This is a genomic window from Stenotrophomonas sp. AGC87 (genome assembly GCF_057333975.1).
This window is the reverse complement of sequence record NZ_JBHFHW010000006.1, coordinates 25,957-46,898: the sequence shown is the minus strand read 5'-3', so window position 1 is coordinate 46,898 and position 20,942 is coordinate 25,957. Positions and strand designations below refer to the sequence as shown.

5 protein-coding genes and 2 pseudogenes are annotated in these 20,942 nt (G+C 65.4%); all 7 read right to left on the bottom strand.

Annotated elements, in window-relative coordinates:
• Nucleotides 1-691, bottom strand: a pseudogene (locus ACE026_RS03295) (transposase); the annotation flags it as partial.
• A gap of 50 nt (nt 692-741) precedes the next feature.
• Nucleotides 742-1,557: pseudogene (locus ACE026_RS03290) on the bottom strand (IS30 family transposase); the annotation flags it as partial.
• 325 nt (nt 1,558-1,882) lie between these two features.
• Nucleotides 1,883-2,350 (bottom strand): hypothetical protein, encoded by a 468-nt coding sequence (locus ACE026_RS03285; protein ID WP_486037817.1) that lies wholly within the window; start codon nt 2,348-2,350, stop codon nt 1,883-1,885.
• Nucleotides 2,351-3,269: 919 nt separating this feature from the next.
• Nucleotides 3,270-3,833: a hemagglutinin repeat-containing protein gene (locus tag ACE026_RS03280; RefSeq protein WP_486037815.1), complete on the bottom strand. Its 564-nt coding sequence runs from the start codon at nt 3,831-3,833 to the stop codon at nt 3,270-3,272.
• Nucleotides 3,820-4,194 carry a hypothetical protein gene (locus ACE026_RS03275; RefSeq protein ID WP_486037813.1) on the bottom strand — a complete coding sequence of 125 codons (375 nt, stop codon included), beginning with the start codon at nt 4,192-4,194 and terminating at the stop codon, nt 3,820-3,822. The genes ACE026_RS03280 and ACE026_RS03275 overlap by 14 nt, the downstream gene beginning before the upstream one ends.
• A 110-nt stretch (nt 4,195-4,304) precedes the next feature.
• Nucleotides 4,305-4,571: a hypothetical protein gene (locus ACE026_RS03270; protein WP_486037811.1), complete on the bottom strand. Its 267-nt coding sequence runs from the start codon at nt 4,569-4,571 to the stop codon at nt 4,305-4,307.
• 42 nt (nt 4,572-4,613) lie between these two features.
• Nucleotides 4,614-20,903, bottom strand: coding sequence for a hemagglutinin repeat-containing protein (locus ACE026_RS03265; protein ID WP_486037810.1), 16,290 nt, complete (start codon nt 20,901-20,903; stop codon nt 4,614-4,616).
• Nucleotides 20,904-20,942: the final 39 nt, after the last annotated feature.

Below are 20,942 nucleotides of genomic sequence, written 5' to 3'. Positions count from 1 at the left end.
ATGGTCAGGCACTTGATCACCCGGCCTTCCGCGGTGCGGTCGAACACGAAGTCCATCGACCACACCTCATTGGCAGCGGACGGCCGCAGGAGGGGCTGGCGCTCGCCTACCGGCACCTTCTTACGCTTTCTGCGACGCACCTGCAGGCCCGCTTCCTGATACAAGCGCTCCACTCGCTTGTAGTTCACGACCAGCCCTTTCTGTCGCAGTTTCAAATGGATCATGCTCACCCCGTAGCGTCTGTGCCGATGCGCCAGCGCGGCGATCTGCTCGCGCAGCTCAACGTTGTGGTCGGCCCGAGGCTCATAGCGCAGCGCGCTAGCGCTCATCCGCACGACCTTCAGCGCCCGCCGCTCGCTCAACCCCTTCTCGACCATGCTCCGCACCAGCAGCCTGCGCGCCGGTGCGGTCACCACTTTTTTCGCAACGCATCCTTGATGACGTCGTTCTCGAAGACCTGTTCTGCCAGTAGCTTCTTCAGGCGTGCGTTCTCCGCCTCCAGGTCCTTGAGCCGCTTGGCGTCGGGCACGCTCATGCCGCCGAACTTGCTGCGCCACAGGTAGTACGAGGCCTCGCTGAAGCCGTGCTGGCGGCAGAGGTCCTTAATGGGCATGCCGGCCTCGGCTTCGCGTAGGAAGCCGATGATCTGCTCTTCGGAAAAGCGCTTCTTCACGTCCAATCTCCTTGTCATTGAGGATTGGACTCCAAACCGCTTCGCTACTCAATCTCGGGGGGACGTCGGCCGCGCTGCCATGGCGCGTGTGGATCAGCAAACCACACGTCGATATCCAGACGGTCCATCAACTCTGGGTAGCACGTCAGCTCCGTGCCTCGGTCGTAAGTCAAACTGGTGCGCATGGATTCGGGCAGCTTCTTTAGTTGGCGACTGAAGCCCTCCTGTGCCGCTTCAGCTGTGCATCCGTCCATCTTGCAGAGGATCACAAAACGGGTCTTTCGTTCGACCAGTGTCCCTACGCAGGAGCGGTTGAAAGCCCCCTTGATCAAGTCGCCTTCCCAGTGGCCAGGAACCAGTCGTTGCTGCACTTCTTCCGGGCGATGCACGATACGCAGCTGCTCAGGAGCCCAAGTCCGCTTGGCTGCCGTCGTACGGCGCAGACCCCGCATCGGCTTGCTCTGCCGAAGTGCTTCCACCAGCTCTTTCTTCAGCCCTCCACGCGGGTGGGCATAGATGCTGGCGTAAATAGCCTCGTGGCTGATGCGCTGGCTGGAATCGTCCGGATGCATGTGGCGAAGCTTGGCAGCAATCTGCTGGGGCGACCAGCGATACAGCACCAAGTGATCACGAACGAACTGAGACAGCTCGCTGCCCTCGATAAGTCGGCGGTGTTGGACAGAGCGTAGTCGGCGGGCACGATAGTCTTTGCCCGCCTCGGTGGCGCTGTACGCCGCCACACCTTGCCGGGCCACCTCGCGGCTCAGGGTCGAGGGACTGCGCCCCAAGCGCCTGGCGATGGATCGCATGCTCTTGCCATCCTGGATCTCGATCTGGACAACGGCGCGTTCTTCCGCGCTCAAATGGTTGTAATGCCTGGACATGCTGACACCCTACTGGTTAGTGGGTGTTGCACTTGGAGATTGAGTCTAAGCAGCGAAAGCACCAGCCACGCGGCTCCGCCACGTACGTCGCGGCGCCATCCACCCAGGCGATACCCGTCCCAGCCCCCCAGCAACGGCATACAATCCAACTTGGCCACGGCCGGCCTCGGTTTGTAGTCTCGACAACCACGATCTAGCTGGCCGGCCGTGCGCCTTCTCCCCTCAGATGGGAGAAGAACCCAAATTACTGAGAGGAGGTCAGATATGAATAATCGACCTGAGTAGAGTCCACGCATAGAGCTTGGAACAGCTACTTACTGGAGCGTCATTGCATATCAATTGGGAAGATCACTCCACGCTTCAGAGACACTCCAGCAGCCGCGAAATGGCGCTCTATTTCATCAATAATTCCATCTCTAAACTCGCCCGGCTGATCTGGAATAGCAAACTTCTCCACGATTTCCTTCGCAGACTCCGTCGCAGTCATGAGTGGAACTAACCAATAGCTTTCGCCCTCCTCATTGAGTTCAGCGGGATTGAGGCGGGCGAGACCTTCGCACAATCCTTTGTATCCAGTGGCACCAATATAATCGAGGACATCTTCATCCCAAAGAGCCCAAAGGCCAGACTCCAGACATCTATAGATGACCTCTACTGAGTATTGCCACTTGCAACGTCCACCGTTACTCGCCATCCCTCCTACTAATGCGTGTGGAGAATAATCGTCCAGCGTCAGTAGGTAGAGGTGCCAAGGAAGCGACGAACAATCGAATTTGGTGTCTAAGCTTGTCATGGGACCTCACTTACCACAGGAAATTTGAGCTTCAGTATTTCTGCCTCGCCAGTCGTCTTGACATTGATTGCATTGATCCTCGGCCCGTTGACCTCGACCGTAGCAGTTGTCGGAGACGTATGACTACTAGCTTGACCAGCTGGCCTATATGTTACCCAAGCACCATCCGAGGTCTGCGCACGCCAGCACCCTATGCACTTCGGTCCAAGTGAGATTTTGTCGATTGATCCTCCACCGAAGAGCTGCGTTGCGAAGTCTTCTGCAGTCCGGGTTGGATCAGACGTAGTAGGCATTCCAGGACCGCCAATTGGCTTTCCGGGAAAAACACCCACTGCCAGATCTTGGATTGCCTTGGTATTCGGCACGACGTTCGGCGGGCCACCAGAAAAGCCCAGCGCATTAGGTCCTGAATGCGGCGAGGTCGTACTGCTGTGCCCACTTCTCCGAGGAGGACTGCGGACAGCTACCGTGAACCGCGTGTCCTGAAATGCGTCACTAGCGAAATGCTCGCAGTAAATAGCAAAGCTGCAAGAAGCCCAATTAGTTAAAAAACCAGCACTCGCCTGGGTGCCCATGCAAGCCAGAAGCTCGAACTTGACCAAACTTTTTGCCAAGCGCCTCCTGCGAACGCACCCTCAAACAGTAGCCAGCCGCATAGGGCACAAACAGGGCCCATGAAGAAATACCTCAATCGCCATGATGAAGCCTTCCACTCAAGGAGCAGAACCAATGGAACTCCACATATTCCGCCCATAACGGCGCCGATCACAAAGAATAGAGGGGCAATAGAGAGAACGCTAGACAACTCCCTTCCGGCCAAGATGGACGATAGGGCAAAAACAATTGAAGTCGCCACACCGCTACATAGCGGGGCGGCAACAACCTTGTGCACCAGAGATTCCTGACTCATTGACACACCTCAACCGGTTTCCCCTGAATGCTCATACTTACAACGCAGCGACGCGGTTTTTGCGTCTCTGTTGGTGGCGTTGGTGCTGGCAATCGCACCGCCCACCAGGTCCACTTGGCCGGCACCGACATGGTAGCCGCCATCACCGGCGAACAGGCCGGACTGCTGGCCGACGCCCTGATAGCTGCCGTTGGACTTGCCTCCGCTGGCGTAGCCGTCGGCGCTCCAGGCGGTGCCGAACGACACCTGCGCCCGGGCCACGTCCTGCAGCGACTCGATGGTCAGCGTGCCGCCGGTCTTTACATCGATGCGGTCGGCCGTCGCGGTGGCGCCGCGCAGGGTGGTGTCACCCTCGGCCTTGAGCGAGATGTTCTGGCCGGTGAGCGTGGTGTTCTGCCAGGTGGTGCTGTTCGCGTTGGACTTGCTGCTGCCCACGCTGGCTTCGGCGTATACGTATGCGCCGGTCTTTGCGCCTACCGCGACACCGACGCCCACTTCCGCACCCGCATTGCTGCTCTTGCTGCTCTTGCTGCTCTTGCTGCTCTTGCTGCTCTTGCTGCTATGAAATGACAAATACAACGAATATTCCAATCTGGAACGGCAAGAGCAGGCTCAGCACTGCCATCATCAGCCCCACCTCGGAACGGGACGGGCGGAGCCCACAACCAACTTGGCCAATGAACGCCACGACCATGAGAGGAATGAGGACAAGGTTGAACAGCGAGAAGGAAGCCGGGTAGTGCTGGACACCCCACTGCAGTGCTTCGCCGAATGGTGCCCGAGACCCGCTCCCATCGGCCAACCAGGATTCAGGCAGCAAAATAGCAGGCACAAGGAGCAACTGAATCACGCAAAACAGTAAGCACTCCACCCAGAGAGCTAGATATATCTTCTTCAACACGTCGCCCATCTTCTCACTACTCATCATATTCATAGCAGACCCTCTACCATATCAACCGATCCTGCCGTGATCACAAGACGTATCGTTTCATTACCGACTGCGTAAGGGGTCGGCTCCCAGTCCCACCCCATCAGATGACGATCTCACGAAGTCGGCATCTTCAGTACCAATAGAACCGCACTCAACAGCAGTGAGATCCAAGCAATCGCCGCAACGCTCACTTCGATACGACCAGGGATCGCATTTCTCCGCGCCCTGACCGCTAACGACCACGTGGCGAAGTACGCAACGATCATCGCAGCGGCGAGCCACTGAAACATCAACTTATGATCGAAAAGTACGCGTACGGGAACGGCGATTGCCAGAACGATCACAGCCAACCATAGAAATACGAATTTACGGTTACTCATGGTCTCGATAATCTCTCGCGCTTCTTAGTAGAAATTGTGCGGCTATTGCTTGCCTTTGGTCGCGTCATCATTTGGGGCGGCGGGCTTCTTAACCGAATAGATCTCAGAGATTATAGGATTCACAAGGCTGCCGACGGGACGCTTCTCGCAGTTTTCGAGCTCCCCGCAATCCTTTACGGGGGATACAACAAGCCCAACCACGGACTTGTCGGTACCGTACATGCTCTTTATGGCTTCGGCGAGAACTACTCTCTGCTTTATCGCATTGTCCTTGCTGGTCAATGAATCAACCATTGTTCCAATCATGTCACGACCTTCCTTGGTTGTCCCACTTGCCGCATGGGCGGCCACTTCGTACAGATTTAAGGTATATGCACGGTAAGCATCAGGATGCAGATTTGGCTGATCAGGGTCAGTTCCATCATTTAGATGCCCCACCGCTCCCGGATAGTGCTTGCCTTCATCCGTTACATGAGCGAAGGAATCTCCGAAAGAATGAAGAATCTTCTGAACCAATGGGTCAGAGAGCAAGGCGACCTTTGCAGCCGGATTGTTCTCATACTTCCTCATTGCCTCGAGTATGACCGCTACGCCATCCCGAAGGTCCATCTGCATCGCGACAACCTTTTCAGGATCGCGAAGGCCGTCCAAGAGATGGATCAGCTGTTGGTTTCCTTCGGCCGACAATCCGTTGAAGACATTTCGGACGGAGATCGCGTTGCGGACGTCGGTATCAGGCGCCCATGCCGCGAGGGCAACGGCCTTTGCATCCTTTTCGTCAAATCCTGCGAGATACAGGACCGTGGCCATGGTCGAGTAGTGGCCGACCTCGCCCCAGTTGTTATCGACCGCATTCTTTGCTGCGTTGCTGCCGGCAGCCGCGCTCAGTAGGCCGTCCTGGAAGGAGCCAAGCATCGCGCCGCCTATGCTCGCAATGGAGCTCACTGCGTCCTTTTCGCTGGCGGTAAGGTCTTTGCTCTCCTTGCCAAACATGAACTTGGCAATGGAAGGCGCTGCCGCTTCTGCCCCACCTGCTGCAAGAGCTCCTATAAGAGCACTGTCGCCGCCCGCCGAAGCGACGGCTGCTCCGAGCAAAGCATGTGCCAGCAAGTGCGTCGCACTGCCCTCCTCACCCCGGCTTCCACCGTCCATTAGATTACGCGCGGCGTTCTCTTTGAAGTACTGGCCGATCTGATGGGAGATGGCAGGCGCAAGAGTACCTGCGACAAACTGTCCTGTGCTGCCTGATGACGCCGCAATGCCGCCTGTTATTGCGCCAACCAGTACCCCGACCTTTTGGAGCTTCTCAATTTCGCGGTCTGCGTCCAAAGCAACTGCCACCAATTGCGCCTTCTGATCCGGAGTCATCACTCGTACCATTTCCGGATCGGCGAGGAGGCGTTTCGCTTCTTCTTTCCGCGCCGTTGCCTGGTCAATCGATGCATTGATGCCCGCACGAATACGCATACCCGCATCCACAACGGTGCCCGTAGCCTGCGCCATGGCGCGCTGCTCCTGCAGCATTTTCTGCAGGTCTGGCAACCCTTCAAGCGCTTGGTGCGCAGCACTGGCGTCTGTGTTCACCCCAAGGTCGGCGGCGTCGACCTTCCTGCCGCCGATGGTGATGTTGCCACCGGTCAAGGTTGCGTAGGTGGTGGAGCTGTCGTGCCCGCTGTCGGACATCGGAATCCCCGGGCTGAAGGACGTACTGTTCGCCGCGCCGTACTCGCCGTTACGGATCGTACTACCGATGTCCTTGAACTGTCCGGCCGCGCCCGGTGCAGGCACGGGGTCGCCATTGGCGTCGGTGGCTGCATTGCCAGTCGACCCAAAGCCACCGCTGATGCCCGCCGAGCTGGCCCGGTAGTCCATCTCGTTCTTGAGGTCGGTAAAGGTAAACGTCTCAGCGCTCAGTTCGCTATTGGCCGCGTTGGTACTGGCAATCGCACCGCCCACCAGGTTCACGTGGCCGGCGTCCACGTGATAACCACCATTGCCTGCGAACAAGCCTGATTGCTCACCCACACCCTTGTAGCTTCCATTGGCCTTGCCCACGCTGGCATACGCACTGGCGTCCCACGCGGTGCCGAACGAGACCTGCACCCGGCCGCCCACTTGGTTCTCCTTCGACATGCTTTCGGCGATGTCCTGCAGGGATTCGATGGTCAGCGTGCCACCGGTCTTGACGTCGATCCGGTCAGCAGTGGCCGTGGCGCCACGCAGGGTGGTGTCACCGTCCGCCTTCAGCGAGATGTTGCTGCCGATCAGGGTGGTGTTCTGCCAGGTGCTGTTTTCGGCGCTGGACTTGCTGCTGCCTACGCTGGCCTCTGCATACACGTACACGCCGGTCTGCGCGCCCACCGACACGCCTACGCCGACTTCAGCGCCGGCATTGTTGCTTTTGCTCTTGTTCTGCAGGTTGGCCTGGCCGGCTTCCAGCAGAATGTCGCGCGCCGAGTCCAGCGACAGCGTGTTGCCAGCACTGAGGTTGCCCTGCACCACATGGATATCGCCACTGGTGCTCGTCAGGTTGACGTTGCCGCCGCCTTGGATGGTGGAGCCGCGCGAGACAGTGCTGCTGCCGTCCGCGCTGCTGCTCGCGGACTTGAAACCGATGCCGGCTTCAGCACTGAACAGCGACGCGCCGCCTCCCTTGGCCGCACTGGCGATCGCACTGCCCGCTTGATACGCATTGGCACCGGCCGCCATGCCCTGCATCGCCTGCAGGCGCCCGTCCGACTGGCGCGCTGAATCCACGTTGTTGATCAGGTCGATGAACGGCGACTTGATCCGCGCAAACACGCCGATCTTGAGGTCCTTGTCGCTCTGCGAGTTATAGCCGGTCTCGTTGGCAGTGAGCAGCTCGATCTCCGCCGCTGTGATGTTGACATCCTGCGCGGCTACCACGTTGCTGGCGATCTGGGTGTACTTGCCGCCCGCGCCAAGGTTGACGTTGCCGCCCAGGCTGCCGATGGTGCTGGCCACCTGCGAGACCATGCCGCTGTCGTCGTCGTGCTGTTGGCGGTGCCAGCCGGCGAACTTCTCGGTGTCGGAGATCTGCACCGTGCCGATGGCTTTGCTGTCGGTGGTGTTGGCGTTGATCACCGTGTCCTGGCCGCTCTGCACGGTGAGGTTGCCGGCGGCGCGGATGGTCACGTCCTTTTCGGCGGCGATGTTCGCAGCGGTGAGGGTGATGTCGCCTTCGGTGGTGGCCATGCGCACGCCACCGCCCACGGACAGCTGGGTGCCGGTGATGGTGTCGCTCTGGCCGCTGCCGTCACTGCGGGAGTTGTTGGTGCCGAACGGCAAGCCGCTGGTGTTGTTGGCGAAGCCCCAGCCCTTGCCGCTGCTCTGGTTGGTGCTGGATTCGGTGTTGTGGGCTACATCGAACACGATGTCCTTGGTAGCCAGCAGCAGGGCATCGCCCTCGGCCGCCATCTGCGCGCCCTGGCTGTAGATCGAGCCGCCGTTGGCGATCACGGTGAGGTCGCCGCCCGCGCTCAGCTGGGCCACGCGGGCGTCGCTGGTGGAGTGGGCCTGGTTGCCGCTGGAGCGCTGGCTGCCGCCGGTGACCACCACCGACGTGGTGGCCGCACGCACGCCGGAGGCGGTGCCTTCGGCGCTGCGGGTGATGTCGCCCATGATCGAGCCACTGTCGGCCATCCCGTCGGTGGTGGAATCGCGGGCGCTGCGGTAAGCCTTGGTGGGATCGTAGGTGACGCCCATAGAGAAGCCGCTGGACTTGCTGGACTGGCTGATCTGGCTGTCCACCGTGTCCTGGCGCGCCAGCAGGTTGATGTCCTTGCCGATCAGTGTCAGGTCCTGCCCAGCCGCCACGTCGGAGGCGGCGATCGTGAGCTGGTTACCGGCGTTGAGCTGCACATTGCCGTTCATCGAGCCCACCGCCGATCCCACCTGGGTGGTGGACTGGCTGGCGCTCTGGTTGTTCGACTTGGCGCTGCTGTACCCCACCGACGCCACGCCATTGCCGAAGCCGCCGGTGATGCCGGATTTCTTCTGGCTGAAGCTGCTCGCCTCGCTGTAGGTGTCCTGTGCCGATTCGATGGTGATGTTGTTGGCCGCGGCGATGCGCAGGTCGTTGTCCGCAAGCACGGTGGAGCCGGTGATGGTCACATCGTTGCCGGCGATCATGTCCACCGTCTTGCCACCGATGGTGCTGCCCACCGCATAGCTGGCCGAGCTCTGGTCGTGGGTGGTGGTGGTGGTGCTGGACAGCGTCTTCTTCTTGCGGGTGGTTTCGTCCACCACCAGATCGTGGGTTTCCTGCGCGGTGGTCAGCGCCAGGTTGCGCCCGGCCGAGAGCAGCACGCCGCCGTCGCTGCTGTCCACCGTGGTGGCCTGCAGGGTGAGGTCGCGGCCGGCCTGCAGGGCAACGCCTTCGCCACCGCTGAGCTGGTTGCCCAGCACCCAGCCATCGGCGGCACTGACTTCGCGCGAGCCGTTCTTGCTCTTGGCGCCGCTGTCGAACGTGCGCGTGTCCACCACGGCAACGCTGTTGATGTCGCGCCCTGCCTGGGCCACGAGTGCGTTGGCGGCCGAGACGTTGGCGGCGCTCAGGTTCAGGTCGTTGCCGGCCTTGAGCACCACATCGCCGGCACCGCTGATGGTGGTGCCGATGTTGATCGACTGGCTCTGGCTGTTGAAGTTGCGGGCGTCATGGGTGAGCGAAACGCTGCTCTGCTCGGCCACCGAGGTAAGGCTGAGGTCGCCACCGGCCACGATGGCGGTCAGGCCGTCGGTACCAGCGTTGGCCAGCTGCGCGGCCCGCAGCTCCACGTTGCCACCCGCATTGACGCTGAGCACGCCAGCGCCGTCCTTGTTGGTCACGTACAGGCCAGCCACGCGATCCAGCGTGGTGGTCTGCTGCACCAGCAGGTCGCCGTTGTCGCGCCACTCGCGCGTGGTCGAGGCCACGGTGATGTTGCCACCGGCCTTGAGCCCCAGTGCATCGGTGGCGGTGACGGTGCTGCCGATGACGTCGATGTCGTGGGTCGCCTGCAGGCCGACCTGCTGGCCGCTGATCTGCCCGCCGCTGACGTTGCGGATGTTGCCGGCATCGATGCTCACCAGCTGGCGCCCGGCGATGGCGCCGTTGTTGACCAGGTCGCCACGCAGCTTGATGTCGATGTCGGCACCGGCCAGCAGCGCACCGTTGGTATCCAGATCGCCCGGCATCACCCGCAGGTACACCTGCGGCACCAGCGCGCGCACGGTGGTGCCGTCGGCCAGGGTGACGTCCTGCTCCACCAGCCAGACGATGTCGCTGGTGAGGCGGGCCATCTGCTCGGCGGTCAGCGCCACGCCGGGGCGCAGGCCCCACGCACTGGCGACGGTGGCACCGGCCTCCAGCAGCGCGCGGTACTGGTCTTCGTCGCTGGCATGGCCATCGAGGAAGCGGCGGCCGGTGAGCTCGCCGATCTGTTCGCGCACCAGCTTCTGTTCGTAGAAGCCGTCGCCCAGGCGCTTCTGGGTCTGCGAGGGCTCATAGCCGGCGCGCTGCAGCAGGTAGTCCGAGCTGAGCCAGCTGCGGTAGCTGGCAAAGCGCGGGTCGGTTTCCACCAGATAGCCGCCGCGGTTGGCATCCACGTTGAACAGGCTGGCGCTGGGTGCACTGGCATTGGGCGTGGTGGTCACCACCACGTGCGGGTCATTGCCGGCGGCGGCGACGGCCTGCTTGTTGGCCAGTGCGGCATTGCCACCGCTGCCGGCGTGGCCACCGGCCTGCACGGCCCCCGGGCCGGTGGCCGTGGCCTGTGCTGCCTGCCCGGCCACGATGTCCTGCACGCCGCCCGTGCCCGGGCCCGCCGAGCCAACCTGGCTTGGCCCCTGGGCGTTGGCGGCATAGGCCAGCTGGCCGCTGGTACGGTCGGCACCCTGCAGGCCCTGGCCTGCCGCGCCCTGTGCGGCACCGGCCGCAGATGGTCCTTGGGCGTGCGCGCCATCGGCGATGTGGCCACCGGCGTGCCCCGGCCCCTGTACCGCACTGCCGGTTTGACCGTGTGCTGCGCCGGCCGCCGTCGGCCCCTGTGCGTTCACCGGGCCGGCGCCTTGGCCGCTGCTCTGCCCCGGCCCCTGCACCGCACCCGCGCCGGGGCCGCCCGAGCCTGCGCCCGGCCCACCGGTGTTGAGGTTGGCCATGCTGTCGCCATCGCGCACGTTCGGCGCGTCGCGGCCGGTGTTCTCGTTGCGCAGGTTGCCGACATCGATGCTCAGCTTGCCGCCGGCGGTGATGCCCGCACCGAGCACGCCGATCTGCTCGGAGATCGGCGCGGCATTCCACTGGCTGCGCGAGCCGCCATAGGTGATGGAGACATTGCTGAAGCTATGTGTACGGAACAGCGTCTTGGCGGTGTTGATGATCGAGGATTCACCCACGTTCAACCCGACCACGGCCAGGTTGCCACCGGCGGCGATGCTGGCGTACTCGTTGCGCAATGCATCGGTGGCGATGCGCATGTGGCCACCGGCATTGATCACGGCATCGGCACCGGCGGAGACCAGCACGTCTTCGGTGGTGGTACGGGTGGCGACGCGGGTCTTCTCGTTACCATTGGTGCTGGTGGTGTGGCGCTGCATGTTGATCAGCATCGCCTCCGGATTGTCGTAGTCCGGATAGGTGATCAACTGCACGCAGGTGGTGGTGCAGGTGCCGTAGGCGTTGTTGTAGGCCAGGGTGTCCGATTCGTAGTTGAAACCGTCCCGGCTTCCCGGCGGCATCGCCGAGAGATCGCGGAATGGATCTTCGGCCCCGGCGCCCAACTGGTCCGGATTGTTGCGGCTGTCCGCACGGCCCACGTAGTAGATGACCACCGTGCCATCCTGCGCGGGCAGGCGCGAGCGCTCGCCGCGTGAGCCATTCAAGCCACCGCGTGCGAAGTAGTAGGCACTGGTGTTGGCGGTCAGCCGGACCACCGCCCGGCGGATCTGCTGGCCGTCGGGCGTGATGTACGCGGTGTCTTCCAGAATGTCGGCCGGATTGAGGTAGTAGACCTCGTAGGGCTGGAAGTTGGAGGTCTCACGCAGATTGCCGGTGTTGCGCCCGTTCTTGAACCAGCCCGGCTGGTTGAGCGTGACCGGCCCATGCTGGATGGTCTGCTGCTGCACCACCACGTTTTCGCGGATGTTGTTCACCGCCAGCGCGGACATGTCCAGGTTGCCGGCGATCTCGATGGTGGAGCTGAGGTTGTCGATGCGCTGTGCGCTGCCCACGGCCGTCAGCCCGTTGAGCGCCCCGCCGATGGCCGCATCGCCATCGCTGAAGATGAGGCTTTGGCCGCGGTTGTTCAGCACGCCCACGCCGAGGTCCAGACGCTGGCGTGCGGCGATGGTGGCCGAGCGCTGGGCGCCGCCCACGTTTTCGGCCAGGTTGTTGAGGGTGCCGGCCTGGATGGCGATGTGGTCGCCGTAGATGCGGCCGGTGCCGATGTTGTTCAGCGTGCCGGCGTCGATGTGGGTAATGCGGCCGTCCAACAGGCCGCGGTTGAGCAGCTCACCGCTGGCCACCAGCCGGGTCAGGCCGACGCTGCTGATCTCGCCGGAAGCGGCGTTGTGGATGTTGCCGGCGCTGATGTTCACCCCGGCGCCCTGCAGCTTGCCCAGGTTGTCCAGGTTGCCCTGGATGGCCAGGGTGAGCGTGCCGTTGGCGGCGAGCTCGCCGGTGTTGGTGTGGCTCTGGCCCAGCTCCAGGGTCATGTCGCCCTGCGAGAGCAGCTTGCCGTCACCGGTGATCTCACGCGTGCGCACGATCTGGTTGCTGCCGGCCACCAGTGAACCGCCGGCGTTGGCAATGCTGTCGGCGCGGATGTCAGAAGTCTCGGCGGCGGATATCTGGCCGCCGCTGTTGTTCAGCAGCCCGCCCACCTGCACCACCATGGTGTCGGCCAGGATCTGGCCCTGCTGGTTGTCCAGGCTGCCGGTGCCCAGCTGCAGGTGCTTGCCCTGCAGGCCCAGTGCCGGGCCAGTGGGCGCACTCAGGGTGTATCGGTTATCGATGCCGCCCGCCTGCAGGGCGAGCGTGCCACCGGCGGCCACCAGGCCCCCGCGGTTGTCCAGCGCGCCGGGCAGGACGATGTCCGCATTGCGGCCCACCGTGATCTTGCCGCCGGCGTTGGCCACCGATTGCGCACGCAGGGTCAGGTCGCCTGCCCCCACCAGCGCACCGCCGGCGGTGTTGTCGACGTTGCTGGCAGTGACGGTGATCGCGCCCTGGCCGAATACCGAGCCGCCGCGGTTGTCGAATGTGCCGCTGCGGATCTCCAGCGTACCGCTGCTGTTGATGCCGTTGCCGTTGGCATTCGTGTTGATCAGCGCCTGGCCGGCCGTGTCGATGCGCAGGTTGCCGGCGGACTGCAGCAGCCCACCGCTGTTGTCCAGCTGGCCGGTGCGTAGCGCAGCGCCCCCGGTCAGGCTGGCCACGGTGCCCGCACGGTTGTCCAGGGTGTAGCCGCGGGTATCCAGATCCACCGTGCCGGCGATGATCCGGCCACTGTGGTTGTCGATGCCGTTGCTGGTCGCGCGCAGATCGGTACCGGCCTGGATCAGACCCGCGGTGTTGCGTACCTGCGTGGCCGTGTCGAGCTGCAATGCGGTGCCGGCGGCCAGGGTGCCCGCTTCATTGTTCAGGGACTGCGTGGTGATGTGCGCGTTGCCACCCGACGACACCGTACCCTGCGCGCTGTTGTCGAGCAGGCCATCGACGGTGACCGTCAGGGTGGAGCTGCCATCGCTGTGCAGGGTGCCACCGCGGTTGTCCACGCTGGCGGCGGTGACCGTGGCGTTGCCGGTGGTCAGGATACGACCGCCCCGGTTCTCCAGTGCACCGCCGATGGCCAGCTGATTGCTCCCCGCCCCGGCTGCCTGCACGGTGCCCTGGTTGTTGAGCAGCTGCGCGGCGCGCAGATCCAGCGTGCCATTGCTGGCCAGGGTGCCGGCGGTGTTGTCCAGCCGGCCGCGCACGTTCAGCGCCAGCACGTCGGTGCCGGTGGCGGTGAGCGTGCCGCCTGCGGTAACCAGTTCACCGGTCTCGATGCGGATGCGCTGCGCGGCGGTAGTGCCATCGCGCAGGTCGGTATTCTCGCCGATCAGCGCCAGGCTGCCATTGCTGAGCAGCTTGCCGCCCTGGCCGTTTAGGGTGTGAGCGTTGATCGCCAGCGTGCCGGTGCCCGCCTGCTGCACGGTGCCGCCGACATTGCCGAGGGTGGCCGCGGTGATCTGCAGGTCGCCATTGCTGGCCAGCGTGCCGCCGTTGCCATTGTCCAGCACGCCGCTGACGTCCAGGCTGCTGGCCTGCCCGCCCGTGGCCAGCACGGTGCCGCCCTGGTTGTTGAAGGCCTCGGCCTGGACGGTCAGCTGGGTTGCGTTGAGGGTGGCACCGCGGTGGTCCACCGCACCGGCCTGCAGCGCCAGTGCGCCTGCGCTGACGATGGTGCCCTTCGCGCCGTCGAGCTGGCCGACCGTCAGGCTCAGCGACTGGGTGCCGCCATGGCTGAGGGTACCTTCCTCATTGATCAGGCGAGCCGCATCGATCTGCAGCTGGCGGCCATTGCTGGCCACATCGCCGCGGGTGTTGTCGAACGTGCCGAGCACGTTGATGCGGGTATCGCCGGCGCCGGCTGCGCTCAGCGTGCCGTCGATGTTGGAGAGCGAGCCCGCCGTGATCTGCTGGGCGCCATTGGCGGCGATGGTGCCGCCGTTGTTGGTCAGCGCCCTGTCCACCTGCAGGGTCATGGCCTGCGTGCCGGTGGAGGTGAGCGTGCCCTTGCTGGTATCCAGGCTGCCAGCGGTCACCGTGACCTGGCGCGCGCCGGTGGTGGCGCCACTGAGATCGAGCGTATCGCCCTTCAGTTGCAGCGCCCCGTTGCCGACGATGCGGCCACCCTCACCGTGCAGGTCGGTCACCTCGATGGCGAGCGTGCCTTCACCGGCGTGCTCGATGCTGCCGGTCTGGTTTTCCAGGGTGGCGGCGGTGAGGTACGCATCGCCGCCGCTGGCGATGACACCCTGGCCGCTGTTGTCCAGCCGCCCGTCCACGCCGATGGTCAATGCCCCGCCGGTCTGCAGGGTGCCGGTGCGGTTGTCCACGCTGGCCGCACCGATGACGGTCGCACCGGTGGCGAGAATGCGCCCGCCGCGGTTCTCCAGCGCCTGGCCCACCTGCAGCTGGTTGCTGCCCGCGCCAGCCGCCTGCAGCGTGCCCTGGTTGTTGATGAGGGTGGCCGCGTGCAGGTCCACCGTGCCATTGCTGGCCAGGGTGCCGCCGGTGTTGTCCAGGCGGTTGCGCACGTTCAGCGCCAGCGGCCCCGTGCCGGTGGCGACAAGGTTGCCGCCGGCGGTGGTCAGCTCACCGGTGTCGATGCGGATCTGCTGCGCCGAGGTGGTGCCGTTGCGCAGGTCGGTGGTGTCGCCGCTGAGCGCCAGCGCGCCATTGCTGACCAGCGTACCGCCCTGACCATTGAGGGTCGCGGCGGTGATGCTCAGCGTGCCGGTGCCGGCCTGCTGCACGGTGCCGCCGGCGTTGCCGAGGGTGGCCGCGGTGATCTGCAGGTCGCCGTTGCTGGCCAGGGTACCGTCGTCGCCGTTGCCCAGGGTGCCATCCACCCGCACCGTGTTGGCCTGGGTGCCGGTGGAGAGCACGGTGCCACCACGGTTGTCGAGTGCGGTCGCGACGATGTCCAGCTGGCCGGCGCTGAGGGTGGCGTCGCGGTGATCGATCGCGTCCGCACGCAGGGTCAGCGTGCCGGCGGTGGCGATGCTGCCTTTCTGGCCCTGCAGGCTGCCGGTCTGCAGGGTGAGGCCGTTCTGGCCGGCGTGGTGGATCCGGCCGGTGTCATTGACCAGGCTGCCGGTCTGCACCGTCAGGGCGCCGCCGTTGCTGGCCAGGGTGCCGCGGGTGTTGTCGAACTGGCCAGCGACTTCAATGCGGGTGTCCGCGGTCCCTGCCGAACTCAGCGTACCGGCAAGGTTGGACAGCGTACCGGCGCTGATCTGCTGCGCGCCATTGGCAGCAATGGTGCCGCCATCGTTGCCCAGCGCATCGCGCACCTGCAGCACCATGGTCTGCTCACCGGTGCTGCTGAGCGTGCCACCGGCGTTGTCCAGGCTGCCGGCGGTCACCGTGACCTGGCGCGCGGCGGTGGTGCCCCCGCGGATATCCAGTGCGTCGCCCTGCAGGGTCAACGCGCCGTTGCTGATGATGCGGCCGCCAGCGCCCTGCAGCGTGCCGGTATCGATCTGCAGCTGGCCCTCGCCGGCCTGTTCGATGCTGCCGCTGCGGTTGTCCAGCGTGGCCGCGCGCAACTGTGCATCGCCGCCACTGGCGATCAGACCGGTGTTGCTGTTGTCCAACAGGCCATCCACGCCCACGCTCAGGTCGGTGGCGCTGTGGACCGTGCCGCCCTGGTTGTCCAGGCTGGCCGCGGTGACGTTGAGATCACCGCTGGTGAGGATCTTGCCGCCGCGGTTCTGCAGCGCCTGGTCGATGCTCAGCTGGCTCGTGGCGGTCCCTGCGGCCTGCAGGTTGCCACCGTTGTTGAGCAGCGTGGCGGCGCGCAGATCCAGCGCACCATTGGTCGCCACGGTGCCGCCGGTGTTGTCCAGGCGGCCGCGGACCTGCAGCGCCAGTGCGTCGGTGCTGGTGGCCGTGAGCGTGCCGCCGGCGGTGGTGAGATCGCCGGTCTCGATGCGGATGCGCTGGCCCGAGGTGGTGCCAGCGCGCAGGTCGGTGGTATCGCCCTGCACGTGCAGCGTGCCGTTGCTGAGCAGGGTGCCGTCGGCACCGTTGAGGGTGGCGACGTTGATCGCCAACAGACCATTGCCGGCCTGCTGCACGGTACCGCCGGCATTGCCGAGCAGCGCCGCGTTGAGGGTCAGATCGCCATTGCTGGCGATCAGGCCATCGTCACCGTTGTCCAGGGCGCCGGCCACGTCGATGTGGTTGGCCTGGGGACCCGTGGCCACGAGTTGCCCGCCGCGATTGTCGAAGGCCTGTGCCGCCAGCGCGATCTGCGTGGCCTGCAGGGTCGCGCCGCGGTGGTCCACCTCGCCCGCGGTGAGCGTGAGGGCGCCGGCGGTGACGATGTGGCCGTCCTGGCCCAGCAACTGCCCGGTGCTCAGGGTCAGGCCCTGGGTGCCGGCATGGCTGAGGGTGCCGTCGATGTTGTGCAGGCTGCCCGTTGCCACCTCCAGTGCAGCGGCGTTGCTGGCGATCACGCCCTTGCTGTTGTCCAGCTGACCCGCTACGTGGATCTGGCTGTTGCCGGTGCCGGCCGAACTCAGCGTGCCACCCCGGTTGGACAGCGCGCCGGCCTCGATGTGCTGGGCACCGTTGGCAGCGATCGTGCCGGTATCGTTGGTCAGCTGCTCGCGCACCTGCAGGCGCATGTCCGCTGTGCCGGTGGCGCTCAGCGTGCCACCGCTGTTGTCCAGGCTGCCGGCCTGCACGGTGATCTGCGTGGCACCCACCGCACCATCACGCAAGTCCAGCGTCTGGCCCTGCAGGTGCAGCGCATCGGCCGCGACCAGGGTGCCATCGGCATTGCGCAGCACCTCGGCCTCGATCCGCAGATCGCCATTGCCGGAGATCGCGCCGCCGGTGTTGTCCAGCAGCTGCGTCACGCGCACCTGCGAGGCGGCCTCGCCAGCGGCGATGAGCTTGCCGTGGTCATTGACGAAGCGGCCGGCGTTGATGTCCACGGCGCCGTTGCTGCCAAGGGTGCCGCCACTGTTGTCCAGCAGGGTGCGTGCCTGCACCTGCAGTGCCTGGGTGCCCAGCGCGCTGAGCTGACCACCGGCGGTGATCAGGCGCTCGCTGTCGATGCGGATCTGCTGTGCCGAGGTGGTGCCATTGCGCAGATCCAGCGTGTCGCCCTGCAGCTCGAGCGCGCCGTTGCTGAGCAGCGTGCCGGCGTGGCCGTTGAGCGTGTCCACCTTGATGGCCAGCGTGCCGGTGCCGGCCTGCTGGATGGTGCCGCCCGCGTTGCCGAGGGTGCTGGCGCTGATGGATAGATCGCCATTGCTGGCCAGGGTGCCGCCATCGCCGTTGTCCAGCGTGTCGGTGACCTGCAGCGTGTTGGCGGCAGTGCCGGTGGCGATGATGCTGCCACCGCGGTTGTCCAGCGACTGCGCGGTGATGTCCAGCTGCTCGGCGGCCACGGACGCGCCGCGATGGTCGACAGCTCCGGCGCTGAGCTCGAGCGCGCCAGCCGTGCCGATGCGACCACGCTGACCGTCCAGTCGGCCGGTGGTGATGGACAGTCCGTTCTGACCGGCATGGCTGATCGTGCCATCGGCATTGACCAGTGCACCTGCCTGCAGCTGCAATGCGCCTGCATTGCTGGCCACGGTGCCACCGGTGTTGTCCAGCGTGCCGGCCACGACCAGGCGGGTATCGGCGGTGCCGGCCGAGTTCAACGCGCCGCCCCGGTTGGTCAGCGCGCCTGCCTCGATCTGCTGCGCGCCGTTGGCGGTGAGCGTGCCCCCGTCATTGACCAGGCTGCCGCTGATGCGCAGCTGCATGGCCTGCTCGCCCAGCGAGAGCAGGGTGCCGCCGGTGTTGTCCAGCGCGCCGGCACGGATGTCGACCTCGCGGCCGCGGGTCGTGGCCTTGTGCAGGTCCAGTGTCTGCGCCTGCAGCTGCAGCAGGCCATTGCTGGCGATGGTGCCTTCGCCGCCGCTCAGGCTGGCGGTGGTGATCTGCAGCGTGCCGTTGCCGGCATGATCGATGCTGCCGCCGCCATTGAGCAGACGCTCGGCATCGATGCGCAGGTCGCCATTGCTGGAAAGCGTGCCGCCCTGGTTGTGCAGCGCCTCGCTGGCGTGCAGCGTGGTCTGCCCGGTGCCGGCGGCGATCAGCTTGCCGCCGTTGTTGATCAAGGTGGTGCTGTCGATGGCCAGCGCGCCGTTGCTGCCCAGCGTGCCCCCGGTGTTATCCAGGGTGCGGGCCACCTGCAGGTCCAGCACCCCGGTGCCGGCCGAGGTGAGCGTGCCACCGGCAGTGATCAGATCGCCGGTGGTGATCGCGATGCGCTGCGCGGAGGTGGTGCCATCGCGCAGGTTGGTGGTGTCGCCCTGTACCACCAGGCTGCCATTGCTGAGCACGGTGCCGCCCTGGCCCTGCAGGTTGACCGCATCGATATGCAGACTGCCGGTGCCGGCCTGCTGCACGGTGCCACCGGCATTGCCCAGCTGCGCTGCGGTGATCTGCAGGTCGCCGTTGCTGGCCAGGGTGCCGCCGTCGCCGTTGTCCAGCGTGCCCTGCACACTGAGCGCGCTGACCTGCTGCCCGGTGGACAGCACCCGCCCGCCGCGGTTGTCGAAGTCGCCGACGGCAAGGCTCACCTGGTTGGCGATCAACTGCGCCTTGCGGTGGTCGGCACTGCCCAGCTGCAGGGCGATGTCGCCTGCGGTGGCGATGGTGCCCTGCACACCGTCCAGGCGATCAGCGCGCAGTTGCAGCCCGTTGCTGCCCGCATGGCTGAGGCTGCCGCGGGTGTTGATCAGATGGCCCAGGTCCAGGCCGAAGGTGGTGGCGTTGCTGGCCAGGCTGCCGTCGCTGTTGTCCAGCGTGCCGATGGACCAGGCGGTGGCCGCGCTGCCACCGTGCGCGAGGGTACCGCCGCGGTTGAACAACGACTGCGCCTGCAGCTGGAAGGTCTGCGCCAGCGCCATGTGACCGCCGCTGTTGTCCAGCGTCTGCACCTGGGCCGAGGCCGCTCCCTGCACCTCCAGCCGGCCGCCCACGTTGCGCAGCGCGTCGCCCTGCACCTGCAGGGTCTGCACGCCCAGCGTGCCGCGGCTGTTGTCCAGGCTGTTGCCGGCGCTCAGCTGCAGGATGCCGGTGGCATCGATGGCGCCCCCGTCGTTGTCCAGCGAGGTGGCGATGTTGAGCACGCCTGTCGCCAGCGGCGCGCTGGGCGTGGGCGGCGTGCTACCGCCGGTACCGCCCTGGCCCGGCGTGGGCGTGCCGGTGCCGGGGGTGCCGCCGCTGCCCGGCTGTCCGGTGTTGCCACCGGTGTTGCCGCCGCCGGTTTCCTGCCCCGGCGAGGTGCTGGCCACCGTGCCGATCCGGCCCTGCTCGTTGCTGATGTCCGCGCCGCTCAGTTGCAGCGTCTGGCCGCCCACCTGTTCGATGCTGCCGCCGCGGTTGCGCAGCGCATCGGCATTCACTTCGATGCGGCGGGCATTGAGCGTGCCGCCGCTGTTGTCCAGATCTGCGGGCGTGTCCACGCGCAGCTCGCGCTCGGCGCTGAGCGTGCCCGCATTGGCCACGCCGCCGGCGGCGGTGATCCGGGTGTCCTGCTGCGCGTGCAGCGCACCGGTGTTCTCCAGCCGGCCATCGGCGGTGACCACCAGTTCGCCGGCCTGCGCACCGATCTTGCCGGCGTTGCTCATGCCGACGCCATGCTCGTTGCCGACCAGCCAGATGCGGTTGGCATACATGCCACCGAGCGCACCGACGTCCAGCGCGAAGGCCGGCGCGCCGCCGGTGGGGGCCTGCGCGGTCACGCTGCTGTGGTCGGCACTGACCACGTTGGTGCCCAGGCTGGCCTGCAGTTGGTTGGCCCAGATACCGGCGTTGACCTGCAGCGAGCGGGTGATGATGTCGGTGTAGTCGGTCAGGCTGGCATCCAGGCCCGCACCCGCCACGCGGATCGCACCGCCCTGGACCCGGTAGCCTTCCAACGCACCATTGTTGAGGATGGGCGTACCGGTGGTCAGGGTGACCCGGCTGGCATTGAGGAAGCCGGCACCGTCGATCTGGATGCCGGCCGGGTTGGCGATGACCACCTGGGCACGGGCACCGGCCACTTCGACATAGCCGTTGAGGTGGCTGGGGTTGCTGCCGTTGACCTCATTGAGGATGACCCGCGCGGTGCCGGTGGCCAGCCAGGGATTGCCCTGCACCCAGCCACCGATCTGCGTCTGCACGTCCGTGCGCGAATTGTTGAGGATGACGCCCTGGCGGCCGACATCGAGCTGTTGGTACTGGTTGCGCGAGACACCGGCCGCGCTGGGCGTGGTGATGTTGACCTGCGGCGTGCCGTTGGCGGAGGTGATCACGGTGGGCCGCTGCTGGGCCGGTGCGCCAGGGTCGGCGATGATGCGGCCGGCATCGGGCACCTGCTGCGCGGACAGCGGCTGCACCAGCCCCACCCAACCGAGCACCAGCCACAGCGCAAAGCTCATCGGCCGCAGCGTGGCCATCGTGTTGCCGCCGCGCGCATCGCAGCCCCCGCGGGGTGCGGTCACCAGTTCGGAGGCGACCTGCATGACACCCAGGGTACGGTTGAAAACCAGGCGATAGACTCGATTCACGGCGTTGCTTCCTTTCAATGCGGTGTGGGGTCGGGGGGG